This window comes from Mycobacterium sp. TY814, from assembly GCF_030755175.1.
In the GTDB taxonomy this organism is placed as follows: Bacteria; Actinomycetota; Actinomycetes; order Mycobacteriales; family Mycobacteriaceae; genus Mycobacterium.
Genome location: NZ_JAUFRY010000001.1, coordinates 826,077 through 840,117, shown reverse-complemented (window position 1 = coordinate 840,117; position 14,041 = coordinate 826,077). Strand labels below are relative to the sequence as shown.

Sequence of the window (14,041 nt, the reverse complement as noted above, 5' to 3'; positions counted from 1 at the left end):
GACCATTGGGCGTAGTTTTGGCGGGGTGTCCAGGATGATGACCACGCTCGACGGGTTCTCCGCCCAGGTAGGAGTTGCCGGTCCGGAGAAGGGTGTCGTGGTGGTGATCCTCGGCGCCGAGCAGCGCGCCGTCGTGGCGTACGACGCGATCTGCGAGCGCCTGCACACCGCGTCGCTGCGAACCGTCGTGATCGCCGCGGATCCGCGGTTGACCGCGAAGTCGGTCATCGGAATCCTCGATTCGCTGGGGATCGGCTGGGCCGTGGTGGTGGGTGACCGCGACGGCGCGGAACTCGCCTGGGAACTGGCGGCTACGAGGCTGGGCCGGTTCGCCGGCCTGGTCGCCATCGATCGCGGGCACCCGGCCGTGGCCGGTGCCGACGGGGTGGTTCGCGACGACGACTGCCCACCGGTGGAGATCGGCACCACCGTGTTGGTGAGCTCTCCCGCCGCGCGAGACGCGGCGCGCGACAGCCAGCGGCTGGTCTTTTCCGACTACCGGGTCGTGGACCTGGCGGGCCGCCGCAACGCCCAGGAGTCGACAGCACAGTTGGCCACCGAAATCGTGTTGCGCACCAGCGCCTGGTAGGCGCGGGGGTTCAGTCAAGTGCCACAACATGATTCGTCACGCCTGGCGTTGACGGAACTGGTGCAGCTGGTGGGCACCGGTGACATCGACACCGTCATCGTCGCGTTCACCGACATGCAGGGCCGGCTGGTCGGCAAGCGGGTGGCCGGCCGGTTCTTCGTCGACGAGGTGGCCGCGCACGGCGCCGAGTGCTGCAGCTACCTGGTGGCCGTCGATGTCGACCTGAACACCGTGCCCGGCTACGCCATGTCGAGCTGGGAGACCGGCTACGGCGACATGGTGATGACGCCGGACCTGTCGACGCTGCGCCCGGTGCCGTGGTTGCCGGGCACCGCGCTGGTGATCGCGGACCTGGCCTGGGCCGACGGCAGCCCCGTGGCCGTGTCGCCACGCGCCGTGCTGCGCCGCCAGCTTGACCGGCTGGCGCAGCGCGGACTGGTCGCCGACGTGGCCACCGAGCTGGAATTCATCGTGTTCGACCAGTCCTACCGTCAGGCGTGGGCCGGCGGCTACCGGGACCTGACGCCGGCCAGCGACTACAACATCGACTACGCGATCATGGCCTCCTCGCGCATGGAGCCGCTGCTGCGCGACATCCGCCTGGGGATGCAGGGCGCGGGTCTGCGGGTCGAGGCGATCAAGGGCGAATGCAACAACGGCCAGCAGGAGATCGGCTTCCGCTACGACGAGGCGCTGGTCACCTGCGACAACCACGCCATCTACAAGAACGGCGCCAAGGAGATCGCCGACCAGCACGGCAAGAGCCTGACGTTCATGGCGAAATACGATGAGCGCGAAGGCAATAGCTGTCACGTCCATCTGTCGCTGCGCGGCCCGGACGACACCGCGACATTCGCCGACGGCAGCGGCGGCATGTCGGCGACGTTCCGTAGCTTCGTCGCCGGCCTGCTGGCCACGGTGCGCGAACTCACGTTGTTCTTCGCGCCGAACATCAACTCCTACAAGCGTTTCGCCGACGGCAGCTTCGCTCCGACCGCGGTTGCCTGGGGGCTGGACAACCGCACCTGCGCACTGCGGGTGGTGGGGCACGGACGCAGCATTCGGGTGGAATGCCGGATACCGGGTGGCGACGTCAACCAGTACCTGGCGGTCGCCGCGCTGATCGCGGGCGGTCTGTACGGTATCGACCGGGGCCTGGAACTCGGCGAGCCCTACGCCGGCAACGCATACCAGGCGCAGGACGTCGAGCGATTGCCCGGAACGCTGGCCGAGGCCGCCACGCTGTTCGGGGAGTCGGCGCTGGCGCGGGAGGCCTTCGGCGACGACGTGGTCGCGCATTACCTGAACAACGCGCGCGTCGAACTCCGGGCGTTCAACGCCGCGGTCACCGATTGGGAGAGGATTCGTGGCTTTGAGCGGCTGTAACGCCCCGGTGGTGGGACTGTCGATGTACCTGGAGCAGGTGCGGACCGGGGTGTGGGACATTCCCGCGGCGTACCTGCCCGCCGACTACTTCGAGGGCGTCATGCTGGCCGGTGGGATACCGGTGCTGCTGCCGCCGCAGCCGGTCAACGTCGACGCGGTGAACCGGCTGCTGGACAGCCTGGACGCGCTGGTGATCACCGGGGGCTACGACCTGGACCCCGCGGCGTACGGGCAGCAACCCCATGCCACCACCGACGAGCCGCGCGTCAACCGCGACGCGTGGGAGTTCGCGTTGTTGCGCGCCGCGCTGGACCGCAGGCTGCCGGTGCTGGGCATCTGCCGTGGCGCGCAACTGCTCAACGTCGCCTATGGCGGCACCCTGCACCAGCACCTGCCCGAGGTGATCGGCCACTCCGGTCACCGCGCCGGTAACGGCGTATTCAGCAGGCTGCCGGTGCGCACCGTTCCCGGAACCAGGGTGGCGGCGCTGATCGGCGAGACCGCCGAGGTGCCGTGTTACCACCATCAGGCGATCGACGCGGTGGGCGAGGCGCTGGTGGTCAGCGCGTGGGACGTGGACGGCGTCGTCGAGGCGGTGGAGCTGCCCGGGGATGCGTTCGCCCTTGCGGTGCAATGGCATCCGGAGAAGTCGCTGGACGATCTGCGGCTGTTCACCGCCCTGGTCGACGCCGCCCGATCCTATGCGGCCGCATGACCTCCGCGCAGCTGATCAACCCCGCCACCGAAGAGGTGCTGCGCTCGGTCGAGCATGCCGACGCCGCCGCCGTCGACGACGCGGTGGCACGGGCGAGCGCCGCGCAGCGGCGCTGGGCGCGGCTGGCGCCGGCCGAACGCGCCGCCGGACTGCGGGCGTTCGCGGCCACCGTCGACGCGCACCTCGACGAACTGGCCGCGCTCGAAGTCGCCAATTCCGGGCACCCACTGGGTTCGGCCCGGTGGGAGGCGGGCAATGTCCGCGACGTGCTGCAGTACTACAGTGCCAGCCCGGAACGCTTGTCCGGCAAGCAGATTCCCGTCGCCGGCGGCATCGACGTCACCTTCCACGAGCCGATGGGCGTGGTAGGGGTGATCACCCCGTGGAACTTCCCGATGGTGATCGCGACGTGGGGGATCGCGCCTGCGCTGGCGGCGGGCAACGCGGTGCTGGTCAAGCCGGCCGAGTGGACGCCGCTGACCACCATGCGCCTGGGTGAGCTGGCTGTCGAGGCGGGGCTGGACGGCGACCTGTTGCAGGTGTTGCCGGGTCAGGGCTCGGTGGTGGGGGAGCGGTTCGTCACCCATCCGGGCATCCGCAAGGTCGTGTTCACCGGATCCACCGCGGTGGGCAAGAAGGTGATGGCCGGTGCGGCGGCGCACGTCAAGCGGGTGACGCTGGAACTCGGTGGCAAGAGCGCCAACATCGTGTTCGCCGACTGCGATCTCGAGCGGGCGGCCGCGACGGCGCCGGACGGGGTGTTCGACAACGCCGGTCAGGACTGCTGCGCACGCAGCCGGATCCTGGTGCAGCGCAGTGTCTACGACCGCTTCATGGAGCTGCTCGAACCCGCCGTGCGCGCCGTCGTGGTGGGCGACCCCGCGGCCGACGGCACCCAGATGGGTCCGCTGGTGTCGCGGGCGCACTGGAACAAGGTGGCCTCCTACGTGCCCCCGAATGCCCCCGTCGCGTTTCGCGGCACCGCCCCTGCTGGTCCCGGATTCTGGTTCCCGCCAACGGTTCTCACCCCGAGGCGGACCGACCGCAGCGTCACCGAGGAGATCTTCGGTCCGGTCGTCACCGTCCTGCCTTTCGACGACGAGCACGACGCTGTCACGCTGGCCAACGACACCGAATACGGTCTTTCGGGTTCGATCTGGACCAACGACCTGTCCCGCGCCCTGCGTGTGTCGCGGGCGGTGGAATCCGGCAACCTGTCCGTGAATTCGCATTCCTCGGTGCGTTACACCACCCCGTTCGGCGGGTTCAAACAATCCGGTGTGGGCCGTGAGCTCGGGCCCGACGCCCCGCTACATTTCACCGAGACCAAGAACGTGTTCATCGCCATCAAGGAGGAGCAGTGATCGACCTGAGTCGACGGCTGGCGGGCCGGGTGGCGGTCATCACCGGCGGCGGCAGCGGCATCGGGCTGGCCGCGGCGCGGCGCATGCACGCCGAGGGCGCGACCATCGTCATCGGCGACATCGACGCCGAGGCCGGTGGTGCTGCCGCCGAAGAACTCTCCGGACTGTATGTGGCAGTTGATGTTTCCGACGAGGAGTCGGTGAACAAGCTATTCGACGGCGCCGCGCACGCATGCGGGTCGGTCGACATCGCGTTCAACAACGCCGGCATCTCGCCGCCGGAGGACGACCTGATCGAGAGCACCGAACTGCCTGCCTGGCAACACGTCCAGGACGTCAACCTGAAATCGGTGTATTTGTGCTGCCGCGCGGCCCTGCGGCACATGGTGCCCGCCGGCAAGGGTTCGATCATCAACACGGCGTCCTTCGTCGCGGTCATGGGCTCGGCGACGTCGCAGATCTCCTACACCGCATCCAAGGGCGGAGTGCTGGCGATGTCGCGGGAACTCGGGGTGCAATTCGCCCGGCAGGGCATCCGCGTCAACGCACTGTGCCCGGGACCGGTGAACACACCGTTGCTGCAGGAGCTTTTCGCCAAAGACCCCGAGCGGGCCGCCCGCCGGCTGGTGCACGTGCCGCTGGGGCGCTTCGCCGACCCCGACGAGATCGCCGCTGCCGTCGCATTTCTGGCCAGTGACGACGCCTCGTTCATCACCGCCTCGACGTTCTTGGTGGACGGCGGTATCAGTTCCGCCTATGTGACGCCGCTGTAGCCGACATAGTTCCGGAAGCCGGACCGGGCCTGACCGCGGCCTCGGCGAGGCGTTAGGAGTAGACCAGGCTCCCGCTGACCGCGAGCCCTCCGATGGTTCGCAGGCGCCGTCTCGAGCAGTAGAGGTCGACAACGGCCGGCTTGGGTGGTTCCGCGGTGCCCCAGGCCGGTGGCACCGACAGCCGGCCGACCGACATGCCTCTGCCCCAGGTCGCCTGGACCGTTGCCTGGACCTTGCGGGCCGCGGCCGGGCCCTTGCCGAGGAAGTTGAGCAGGTGCATCGGGAACTTCACCGGGACGGCAAGGCAACTCAGCTTCGCCAGTGACGAGGACACCGTGGCAAGGGCGGTGCCCAGGGACGTCAACGGCGATGCCGAAAGCGACTGCAACACCTGCGGTATCGAGGAGATCAACTGCGAGCCGGCGGCCATCACGTCGGGGTCGCCGAGTGCACCTTGCCGGGCCAGCACCGGCAGGTCCAGGGCGAGCGGGCCGGAGGTGAACGGCGCCAGCTGCGCGGCGGCGGCCGCGGATTCGGCGTAGGTGTACATGGCCTCGACGTCGCGGGCCCACATCTGTTCGTAGTGTGCGTCCATCTCCGCGATCGTCTGAGTGTCCTGGCTCAGCGCGTTGGCCGCCGCCAGCGACGCACGGTGGGAGCGGTTGGCCGCGACCACCGGCGGGGGCACCATCGCCGCATAGGCTTCCTGGTACGCGGCCGCGGCCGCCCGGGCGTGCTCGGCGGTCTGTCTGCTCTTGGCCGCTGCGGCGTTCAGCCACCCGAGGTAGGGCGTCGCGGCCTGGGTCATGGCGACTGCCGCCGTACCCTGCCAGCCGCAGTTCAGCTTCGCGGCCACGTGGCGGAATCCGTCCGCGGCCTCCTCGAGTCCCTCAGCGACGTTGCTCCACCCGACCGCAGCGTCCAGCAGCGACTGCGCACCAGGGCCCGAATACATTCGCGCCGAGTGGATTTCCGGCGGCAACTGCCCGTAATCCACGGCTAGATCTCCCGCCCTGCGAACAGGCGACGCGCACACACGACGGCTGGGAGCTCCACAAATTTGAATCTATCGCGCCCGGCGCACCGCGAGGATGCAAAAGAGATTTGAGTTTGATTAGAGCAATTCGATCAGCGGGATGGCCATCTCGGCCGCTGTCGCCGCACCGTGAAAGCCGACCAGCCGTGCCGACTCCGGCGGTTCGTGGCCGGTCGCCAGCACCGCCGATCCGCCCGTGCACACGACTACGACGTCACCGATGCGGGGCAGATGAACCGGGTTGACCGGACCGAACAACCCGGCCGTGACGGCCTGGTCGCGCGTGTAGACATCGGCGCGACCGGCGAGGCGTTGGGTCCAGGCGGCCACTACGTCGGCGGTGGCGCCGGGCTCGGTGTGCAGGTAGCGCACGCGCGGCTCTCCGGCGACCACTCTGATCCCGGCGGCCAGTTCGGGGTTGGCGTCCATGTCGATACGCGCGTCCGCGGCGACGTTCAGGCCGCCGTGGTCTGCGGTCACCAGCAGCGCCGCATTGGCGGGCAGCGACTCGGCCAGCCTGCTCAGCAGGGCGTCGACGCGGGCCGCCGCTTCATGCCACTCCGGCGAGCCGACGCCGAACACGTGCGCCATCGTGTCCAGGTCAGCGGTATAGCCGTAGATCAGGCCGGGGGCGGCGTGCACCTCGTCGATCATCAGCTGTGCGTAGTCGTCGTCGGCGTGCGTGGGCAGGAAGAGGGCGCCATGGTAGGCGGCTTCGGTCAGACCGCTGCCGATGAACCACTCCGGCAGCAGCGCGCGGGCCTTGACCCCGGCATGGGCGAACCGGTCGAACCACGTTGGGAGAGGCTGCCATTCGTCCACCGGCGGTTCGTCCCGCCACCGGATGTGGTTGAGCACGCGGTCGGTGCCCGGGATGTTGAGGGTGAAGCCGAGGATGCCGTGCTGCCCGGGCTGGGCGCCGGTGCCCAGTGACACCAGGCTCGTCGGCGTGGTGGACGGGAACGTGCAGTTCAGCTGGCGCAACCGGCCCGTGCGACCGGCCAGCACGGAGGCCAGCAGCGGGGCGTCGTCAACCAGATCCGGCAACAGGTGCCAGCCCAGCCCGTCGACCAGGACCACCATGATCCGGTCGACGTCCCCGAGCGATTCCGTCAGCCCGAGCGCGTCCACCGCGCCAGGTACCCCGAGCAGAGCCGCCGTGCTGGGCAGCACGTCGCACAGGGAATCGGGCACGAGGGCCAGTGTGACACGGAATCACCTATCAAGACGTTGGTTGGTCACCCGTATTTGCCGGTCCGTGCTGTCGGCGAGCGCGCGCACCTGGTCCGGGTGCAGCCGGCCGCACAGCCGGCCCCAGTGCAGCGCGACGTCGTCACCGGCCGCCACGTCCGGCACCGCGCAGTACCCGTCGGCCCAGACCTCGAGCACCCGGTGCTCCGGTTCGGACAGACCGAGCCCCCGGCCGTCCCACACCAGCCGCCGGCACCGCACCTCGACAGCGTCACCGGTGCGGGAGCTGACCGTGCCCCAGTTGATCCGGCAACTGTCGAGCACATGCAGGGGGTGTTCATCCATGCCGCGGCCCAGGAAACGCGTCCAGGGATACACGCCGAAGACGTGAAAGCAGTGGTTACCGGCCGCCTCGCCGGCCAGGTCGGGGGTCAGGTGTGACCAGTATCGGCCGGCCTGTGGGCCGATGATGGCGAGCAGTTCGCCGAAGAATCGGGGCCCGGCGACTTCCGCTCCGACACCGCCGCCGAGCCAATACGACTCGACCAACCGATGGTCCAGCGGATCGGCGATGTGAGTCAGCCGCGACAGCACCCGCAGATACGGCCAGGCGCCGGAGAAGCGGCGCGCCGCGGTCAGCACATCGTCCACCGTGCCGTCCCGCAGGGTGGCGCCCAGCGGCGGGCCGCAATAGCCGAGCGCGTTGGGCGCGTAGGCGTATCGGGCGAACATCTCGGCGCCCGCCGCGTCGGTCACGGCTGGGCTGACCCCGCCACCGTGACGGCGTCACGGTGCATGCGCCCGAAGTTGTAGTAGGCGGCACAGGCCCCCTCCGGGGACACCATGCAGGTGCCGATCGGTGTCTCGGGTGTGCAGGCGGTGCCGAAAACCTTGCACTCCCACGGTTTGAGGACGCCCTTGAGCACCTCGCCGCACTGGCACGCCTTGGGGTCGGCGACCCGCACGCCGGGCATCGAGAAGCGTTGTTCCGCATCGAAATCCGCGAAGTCGTCGTGCAGGCGCAGTGCGCTCTGCGAGATGAAACCGAGCCCGCGCCATTCGAAATGCGGTCGCAGTGCGAACACCCTGCCCATCAGGGCCAGCGCGGCGGGGTTGCCGTTCTCCGGCACCACCCGCTTGTACTGGTTCTCCACCTCGCACCGGCCCTCGCGGATCTGCCGCAGCAGCATCGCGACCGAGGCCAGGATGTCCAACGGCTCGAAACCGGCGACCACCAACGGCTTTCGGTACACCTGCGGGACGAACCGGTAGGGCCGGTTGCCCACCACCGTCGACACGTGTCCCGGGCCGATGAATCCGGACAGTCGCAGGTCCGGCGATTCCAGGATCGCCTTGATCGGCGGCACGATCGTGACGTGGTTGCAGAACACGCTGAAGTTGGGCAGCCGTAACTCACGGGCCCGCACCAGCGTCACGGCGGTGGACGGAGCGGTGGTCTCGAAGCCGATCGCAAAGAACACCACCTCGCGATGCGGGTTGTCGAGGGCGATCTTCAGCGCGTCCAACGGGGAGTAGACGAACCGTACGTCCGCGCCGCGCGCCTTGGCGTCCAGCAGACTTCCGGCCGAGCCGGGCACCCGCATCATGTCGCCGAAACAGGTGAAGATCACACCGGGCCGCTCGGCCAGCCACATCGCGTCGTCGATGCGGCCCATCGGGATCACACAGACCGGGCAGCCCGGGCCGTGCACGAGTTCCACGTTCTCGGGCAGCAGATGTTCGATGCCGTGGCGGTAGATGGTGTGCGTATGACCGCCGCACACCTCCATGAATTTGAAGTGCTCGGGACCGGCCCCCGCGAGGTGCTCGATCGCACTCAGTAGCGTGCGGGCCGCCGCCGGGTCCCGGAACTCGTCGACGAATCTCATTGCGCTCCCTAAACAATCGCGGAAGAATCGAAGGCTTCCAGCTCGGTGGTGTAGGCCTCGCCGAGCTTCTTGATGGCGGCCAGGGTCAGCAGCGCTTCGGTTTCGTCGATCTTGGCCATCGCGAAGCCGACGTGGACCAGCACCCAGTCGTCGGGCGCGGGCGGGTCGCCTTCCAGCAGGCGCACACTGATGGTGCGCTGCACACCACTGACGTCCACTTTGGCCAAATGGTTCGCGGGATCGGTGATGGCGACGATCCGTCCCGGAATGCCCAGGCACATCGGCCGGCTCCTCTCTGATGTCAGCAGATTCGCGGCAACGGGTCGCCGACCAGCATGTCGACGATCCGGGTGCCGCCGAATCCGGTTCGTAGCAGCACGCTTTCGCGCGGTTCGGTCACGATCTGACCTATGTCGGCGGCCTCGGCGCCCAGCGGGTGGGAGCGCAGGGCGGCCAGCCCCGCCTCGGCTTCCCCGGCCGGCACCACGGCGACGAACTTTCCTTCGTTGGCGACGTAGAGCGGGTCGATGCCGAGCAGTTCACATGCGCCGGTGACCATCGGCTGTACCGGCAGGCGCTCTTCCTCGAGCAGCACGCCGAGCCCGCAGGACTGGGCCAGTTCGTTGCAGACCGTTCCCACCCCGCCGCGGGTGGCGTCGCGCAGCCACCGGGTGGACGGCGCAGCCGTCATCAACAGCTCCACCAGCGGGCTCAATGACGCCGTGTCCGAGGCGATGTCGGCCTCGATGGCCAGGTCACCGCGGGCCAGCATAACCGCCATGCCGTGATCGCCCATCGTCCCGGACAGCAACACTCTGTCGCCGGCACGCACCGACCCGGCCGACAAAGCGCGGTCGGCGGGTATCACCCCGGTGCCGGTGGTGGTGATGAACATGCCGTCGGCGGCGCCGTTGGGCACCACCTTGGTGTCACCGGTGACGATCTGCACACCGGCATCGGCGGCCGCGGACGCCATGTCGGCCACGATCTCCCGCAGTTCCGCGATCGGGAAGCCCTCCTCGAGTACGAAGGCCGCCGAGATCCAGGACGGCACGGCACCGGCCATCGCGAGGTCGTTGCAGGTGCCGTGCACGGCCAGGGTCCCCACCGAGCCACCCGGAAACCGTCTGGGCTGCACCACGAATGAGTCGGTAGACATGGCGATCCGCTGGCCCCCGGGCAGGGTGAGCACCGCACCGTCGCCCAGTGACTCGAGCAGCGGGTTGCGGAAGGCGTCCAGGAACACGGCGTCCACCAGTGCCGCCGACGCCTTGCCGCCGGCTCCGTGCGCCAGCGTGATGTGGTCGTCGAGTAAGCGGGGACGCCGCCTGCGGAACGACTCGATGCGCTCGATCACCTGCCCCTCGGCGAATCGCGGTCCTGACGAGAGGTATTCCCCGGCTGAGTTCGTCATGCGGCCCCCACCTTCTGGTCACACTTGTGCTGCACGGCCAGCCACAGCCGATAGCCGAGCAGCGCTTGGGCTTCCTGAATCCGGTGCACGCTCTGGGATCCGACGGTGAAGCAGGCGTCCACATTCGGGTTGTCCGCGAACGCGCCGCCGTGATATCCCGCGAAACCGATGGTGTACAAGCCTCGTTGGCGGGCCTCTGCGAGCGCGGTGAGCAGGTTCGGTGAACTCCCACTGGTGGACATGGCGACCGCGATGTCGCCGGACGTGGCCCGCGCGATCAACTGGCGGGCGAACACCAACTCGAATCCCACGTCGTTGCCCAGCGCGGTGACGATCGCCTGATCTGTGCTCAAAGACCAGGCCGGCAAGGGGTTTCCGACCGGCGGGCGGGCGAACAGCCCGGCCAGCGTGGTGCAATCGGTGCTGCTGCCGCCGTTGCCGAAGGTGAACATCCGTCCGCCGGCGCCGAACCGCCGCGCCATTTCAGTTGCGGCACGCTCCATCAGGCCGGCATTGGCGGCCAGGGTGGCACGGCGCACGGCGAGGCTCTCGGCGGCCTTGGCCTGTGCAGACGCCGCCAGGTCGGCCAGCAGCGAATCGGGATCTTCTTCCTGCGCGTCGATGAACGGGTAGAGGAAGTTGGTCGGCTCCTGGTCCGTCATGAGTCCTCCCGCGCCGCGCGTGAGATCGCCGTCCCCGCATGCACGACCACCAGGTCGCCGGCAGCGACCGGCCCGATCAGGGTCGTGACCACCGTTTCGGTGCCCCGTGCCGTTCGCACGGTGGCATGGTCGCCGTCACCCGGGGCCAGCACTTCACCGAGCCGGCCCTCGTCGCTGCAGGTGACGCAAACCGTCTCGGCGGGAGGCGCTTTCAACAATCCAGGGTGCTCAAAGCAGACATGGGTCAGTTCCCACAGCAGGTGGTAGAACAACACGAAGCCACCGGTCACGGGAACCAGGGGATCGGGGTCGTCCAGCCACAGCACATGATCGGCGGCTCCGGGTTCGGGCCGGCTACCGCTGCCGATCCAGATGGTGGTGGCTCCCCAGGCCGGACAGCGACGCGCCACCGATCGCACGTCCGGGTCGTCGGCGCCGGCGACCGCGATCACCAGGTCACCGGGCCGTACCGACACCCGGACCAGGTCCACCAGGTCAGGCCCGGTCAGTGCGACCGCCGGCAGTGCCCGCTTACCCACGATCACCGGGTGCACGAACTCGACCGCGATGTGCCTGGCATGCGGTTCCCACGACGGCGCGATCGACCACATGGTGGCGCCCGCGGCGAACCGCCTGGCTGCCGTGAAGGCCGCACTCGCCAGATCAGCAGCCAAACCGGCCGCGAGTCCGCCTTCCACGACGGTGCTGCTGTTCATCGGTGTCCCTCCTCCCGCGCGATCAGCAGACAGACGGCGGCCTGGCCCAGCGCCAGCCCCCCGTCATTCGGCGGCACGGCCCGGTGGGTCAGCACCTCAAAGCCTCTGTCCTGCAGCTTTTTACGACATAGCTCTAGCAGCAGTACGTTCTGGAAGACGCCGCCGGTAAGCCCGGCCAGCCGGATCGGGCCGGCCACCCGGCACACCACGTCGGCGACGGCCTCGGCCACCGCCCGGTGAAAGCCCGCGGCCAGCGCCGCCGCCGGCACTCCGCCCCGCAGCGCCGCCACCATCGCCCGCATCATCGGAGCGGGGTCGATCATCCCGTCCGCGTTCACCGCGAGGTGCAGCGGTTCGACGGCCGGCGCCGCGTGCGCCAGGATCTCCAATTCGATGGCCGCCTGGCCCTCGTAGTCGATCCGGTGGCGCACGTCCAGCACAGAGGCGACCGCATCGAACACCCGCCCCATGCTGGAGCACGGCACGCACGCCGCCCCGCTCTCGAGAAGGGAACGGGTGAGCCGCAATTCGTCGGCCGTGGCCGCGCGCACCGGCGCCAGATCGGCATCCCAGCCGATCCCGGCCTGCCACAGCTGGGACAGGGCCATGCGCCACGGATTGCGCACCGCCGCGTCGCCGCCGGGCAGCGGCACCGGGCGCAGGTGCCCGGCCCGCCGGAACCGGTGACTGTCGTGACCCAGGATGAGGATCTCGCCGCCCCAGATGGTCTGGTCGCATCCATAGCCGGTGCCGTCGAAGGCCACCCCGACGATCGGCTCGCCGAGTCGCCCGTGTTCGGCCAGCAGCGACACGACGTGCGCGTGGTGGTGCTGAACCAGATCCAGCGGCCGGTCCTGCGCGTGCCGCTCCGCCCAGGCGCGGGTGTGGTAGCCGGGATGCAGATCGGCCGCCAATCGTGCCGGACGGCCGCGTATCTCGCTGAGCTGTCCTACCGCCCGCTCGAAGGACCGCAGCGCCTCATACCCGGCCATGTCGCCGAGATGACCGGACAGGTAGGCGCGCGAACCGTCGGTGAGGCAGCACGTGTTCTTCAGCTCGCCACCGACGGCCAGCACCGCGGGGCCGTCGAGACCGAGCTCGACCGGCAGCGGCGCATAGCCGCGTGAGCGGCGGATCGGCAGTTCCCGCCCGTCTACCACGCGCACCACCGAGTCGTCGCACGGCACGTGAATCGGCCGGTCGTGGTTCAGGACGGCGTCGCACAAAAGCGGAAGTCGTTCTGCGGCATCCCGTTCGGTGAAACAGATCGGCTCGTCGGAGCGGTTCGCGCTGGTGAGCACCACCGCCTCGAGCGGTCCGTCCAGCAGCAGATGGTGAACAGGGGAGTACGGCAGCATCAGGCCGATCAGGGGGCTGCCGGGTGCGACCGCGCCGGCCACCGGTGCGCCGGGCCGGCGGCGCAGCAACACGATCGGCCGCGCCGGACCGGCCAAGACCGCGGCCTCGGTGTCATCGATGCGCGCATACCGCCGCGCGACCGTGAGGTCGCGAACCAGGACAGCGAAAGGCTTGCCCCCGCGCGACTTTCGTGCCCGCAATGCGGTGACCACCGACTCGTCGTCGACGGCGCAGGCCAGGTGGTAGCCGCCGATGCCCTTGACGGCGACGACGGCGCCCGAAGCCAGCGCCTGCTGGGCCGCCGAGACAGCCGCGTCGGATCCGTCGGTGCGCCCGTGCTTGCCGTCGAACCACAGTGACGGTCCGCACTGCGGGCACGCGATGGGCTGGGCATGGAACCGCCGATCGGCCGGATCGTGGTACTCCGTGGCGCATCGACCGCACATGGCGAACCCCGACATGGTGGTGCCCGGCCGGTCGTAGGGCAGCGACCGGATGATGGTGAACCTCGGCCCGCAGTTGGTGCACGTGACAAACGGGTGGCGGTAGCGGCGGTTGTGCGGGTCGAACAGTTCGGCGAGGCAGTCGTCGCACACCGCCACGTCGGGTGGGATCGGCGTCGCCGGTCCGTCCACGGCCTGGCTGGCCACGATGCGGAATGCCGGTGCGCTCGCGTCGGGAAATTCGGCGTCGGTCACCGATACCGACGTGATGCGGGCCAGTGGGGGTGCCTCACCGCGTAAGCGGCGGGAGAATTCGTCCACCCGGCCGCGATCTCCCTGCACCTCGAGAAACACCGCACCCGAGTCGTTCCCGACGAATCCCGTCAGCCCCAGTTCCACGGCGAGGCGGTGCACGAACGGACGGAAGCCGACCCCTTGAACCACCCCGGTCACCGTGATGCGCCGCCGCACATCGTCAGACCGGGTCAGGGGTGCGGTGGTCAC

General features: G+C 69.2%; 14 protein-coding genes. 5 read left to right on the top strand and 9 right to left on the bottom strand.

The genetic code is table 11. From position 1 onward, the window contains the following. The first annotated feature begins 34 nt into the window (after positions 1-34). From QXH22_RS03410 to QXH22_RS03390, 5 genes are read left to right on the top strand one after another with little or no spacing between them, the layout of a single operon-like run. A complete protein-coding gene (locus QXH22_RS03410; RefSeq protein ID WP_306241352.1) occupies positions 35-589 on the top strand; it encodes an alpha/beta hydrolase in 555 nt (184 codons plus the stop codon). 18 nt (positions 590-607) lie between these two features. Then, complete coding sequence (locus QXH22_RS03405; RefSeq protein ID WP_306241351.1) at positions 608-1,975, top strand: glutamine synthetase family protein; 1,368 nt, start codon at positions 608-610, stop codon at positions 1,973-1,975. Further along, the gene (locus tag QXH22_RS03400; protein WP_306244296.1) at positions 1,941-2,690 is read left to right on the top strand and encodes a gamma-glutamyl-gamma-aminobutyrate hydrolase family protein; all 750 of its coding nucleotides are present in this window, start codon (positions 1,941-1,943) and stop codon (positions 2,688-2,690) included. Before QXH22_RS03405 ends, QXH22_RS03400 begins: the two co-directional genes overlap by 35 nt. Further along, entirely contained in the window at positions 2,687-4,054 is a 1,368-nt protein-coding gene (locus tag QXH22_RS03395; protein WP_306241350.1) for an aldehyde dehydrogenase, read from the top strand. Before QXH22_RS03400 ends, QXH22_RS03395 begins: the two co-directional genes overlap by 4 nt. Beyond that, complete coding sequence (locus tag QXH22_RS03390) at positions 4,051-4,827, top strand: 3-oxoacyl-ACP reductase (RefSeq protein ID WP_306241348.1); 777 nt, start codon at positions 4,051-4,053, stop codon at positions 4,825-4,827. The genes QXH22_RS03395 and QXH22_RS03390 overlap by 4 nt, the downstream gene beginning before the upstream one ends. Positions 4,828-4,879: 52 nt before the next feature. Here the strand turns inward: QXH22_RS03390 and QXH22_RS03385 are convergent, their stop codons facing one another. The 9 genes from QXH22_RS03385 to hypF form a co-directional block, all read right to left on the bottom strand. After that, on the bottom strand, positions 4,880-5,824 hold the full coding sequence (locus QXH22_RS03385) for a PPE family protein (protein ID WP_306274926.1): 945 nt from the start codon (positions 5,822-5,824) through the stop codon (positions 4,880-4,882). Positions 5,825-5,941: 117 nt separating this feature from the next. Continuing rightward, positions 5,942-7,057, bottom strand: a complete 1,116-nt coding sequence (locus QXH22_RS03380; RefSeq protein ID WP_306241346.1) for an alkaline phosphatase family protein — start codon at positions 7,055-7,057, stop codon at positions 5,942-5,944. 21 nt (positions 7,058-7,078) lie between these two features. Beyond that, positions 7,079-7,810 (bottom strand): DUF6390 family protein, encoded by a 732-nt coding sequence (locus tag QXH22_RS03375; protein WP_306241345.1) that lies wholly within the window; start codon positions 7,808-7,810, stop codon positions 7,079-7,081. Further along, positions 7,807-8,943, bottom strand: a complete 1,137-nt coding sequence (gene hypD / locus QXH22_RS03370) for a hydrogenase formation protein HypD (protein WP_306241344.1) — start codon at positions 8,941-8,943, stop codon at positions 7,807-7,809. The genes QXH22_RS03375 and hypD overlap by 4 nt, the downstream gene beginning before the upstream one ends. Before the next feature lie 8 nt (positions 8,944-8,951). Further along, positions 8,952-9,224: a HypC/HybG/HupF family hydrogenase formation chaperone gene (locus tag QXH22_RS03365; protein WP_306241343.1), complete on the bottom strand. Its 273-nt coding sequence runs from the start codon at positions 9,222-9,224 to the stop codon at positions 8,952-8,954. A gap of 20 nt (positions 9,225-9,244) precedes the next feature. After that, positions 9,245-10,357 (bottom strand): hydrogenase expression/formation protein HypE, encoded by a 1,113-nt coding sequence (gene hypE, locus QXH22_RS03360; RefSeq protein WP_306274925.1) that lies wholly within the window; start codon positions 10,355-10,357, stop codon positions 9,245-9,247. After that, positions 10,354-11,019 (bottom strand): SIS domain-containing protein, encoded by a 666-nt coding sequence (locus QXH22_RS03355; RefSeq protein ID WP_306241341.1) that lies wholly within the window; start codon positions 11,017-11,019, stop codon positions 10,354-10,356. The genes hypE and QXH22_RS03355 overlap by 4 nt, the downstream gene beginning before the upstream one ends. Then, positions 11,016-11,735 (bottom strand): hydrogenase assembly protein HupF, encoded by a 720-nt coding sequence (locus QXH22_RS03350; RefSeq protein ID WP_306274924.1) that lies wholly within the window; start codon positions 11,733-11,735, stop codon positions 11,016-11,018. Before QXH22_RS03350 ends, QXH22_RS03355 begins: the two co-directional genes overlap by 4 nt. After that, the gene (gene hypF, locus QXH22_RS03345; protein ID WP_306274923.1) at positions 11,732-14,041 is read right to left on the bottom strand and encodes a carbamoyltransferase HypF; all 2,310 of its coding nucleotides are present in this window, start codon (positions 14,039-14,041) and stop codon (positions 11,732-11,734) included. The genes QXH22_RS03350 and hypF overlap by 4 nt, the downstream gene beginning before the upstream one ends.

Excerpts from the sequence above, each read along its gene's own strand:
- hypE (WP_306274925.1), bottom strand. The coding sequence starts at position 10,357 with ATGACGAACTCAGCCGGGGAATACCTCTCGTCAGGACCGCGATTCGCC.
- QXH22_RS03355 (WP_306241341.1), bottom strand. The coding sequence starts at position 11,019 with ATGACGGACCAGGAGCCGACCAACTTCCTCTACCCGTTCATCGACGCG.
- QXH22_RS03410 (WP_306241352.1), top strand. The coding sequence starts at position 35 with ATGATGACCACGCTCGACGGGTTCTCCGCCCAGGTAGGAGTTGCCGGT.
- QXH22_RS03350 (WP_306274924.1), bottom strand. The coding sequence starts at position 11,735 with ATGAACAGCAGCACCGTCGTGGAAGGCGGACTCGCGGCCGGTTTGGCT.
- QXH22_RS03395 (WP_306241350.1), top strand. The coding sequence starts at position 2,687 with ATGACCTCCGCGCAGCTGATCAACCCCGCCACCGAAGAGGTGCTGCGC.
- hypD (WP_306241344.1), bottom strand. The coding sequence starts at position 8,943 with ATGAGATTCGTCGACGAGTTCCGGGACCCGGCGGCGGCCCGCACGCTA.
- QXH22_RS03365 (WP_306241343.1), bottom strand. The coding sequence starts at position 9,224 with ATGTGCCTGGGCATTCCGGGACGGATCGTCGCCATCACCGATCCCGCG.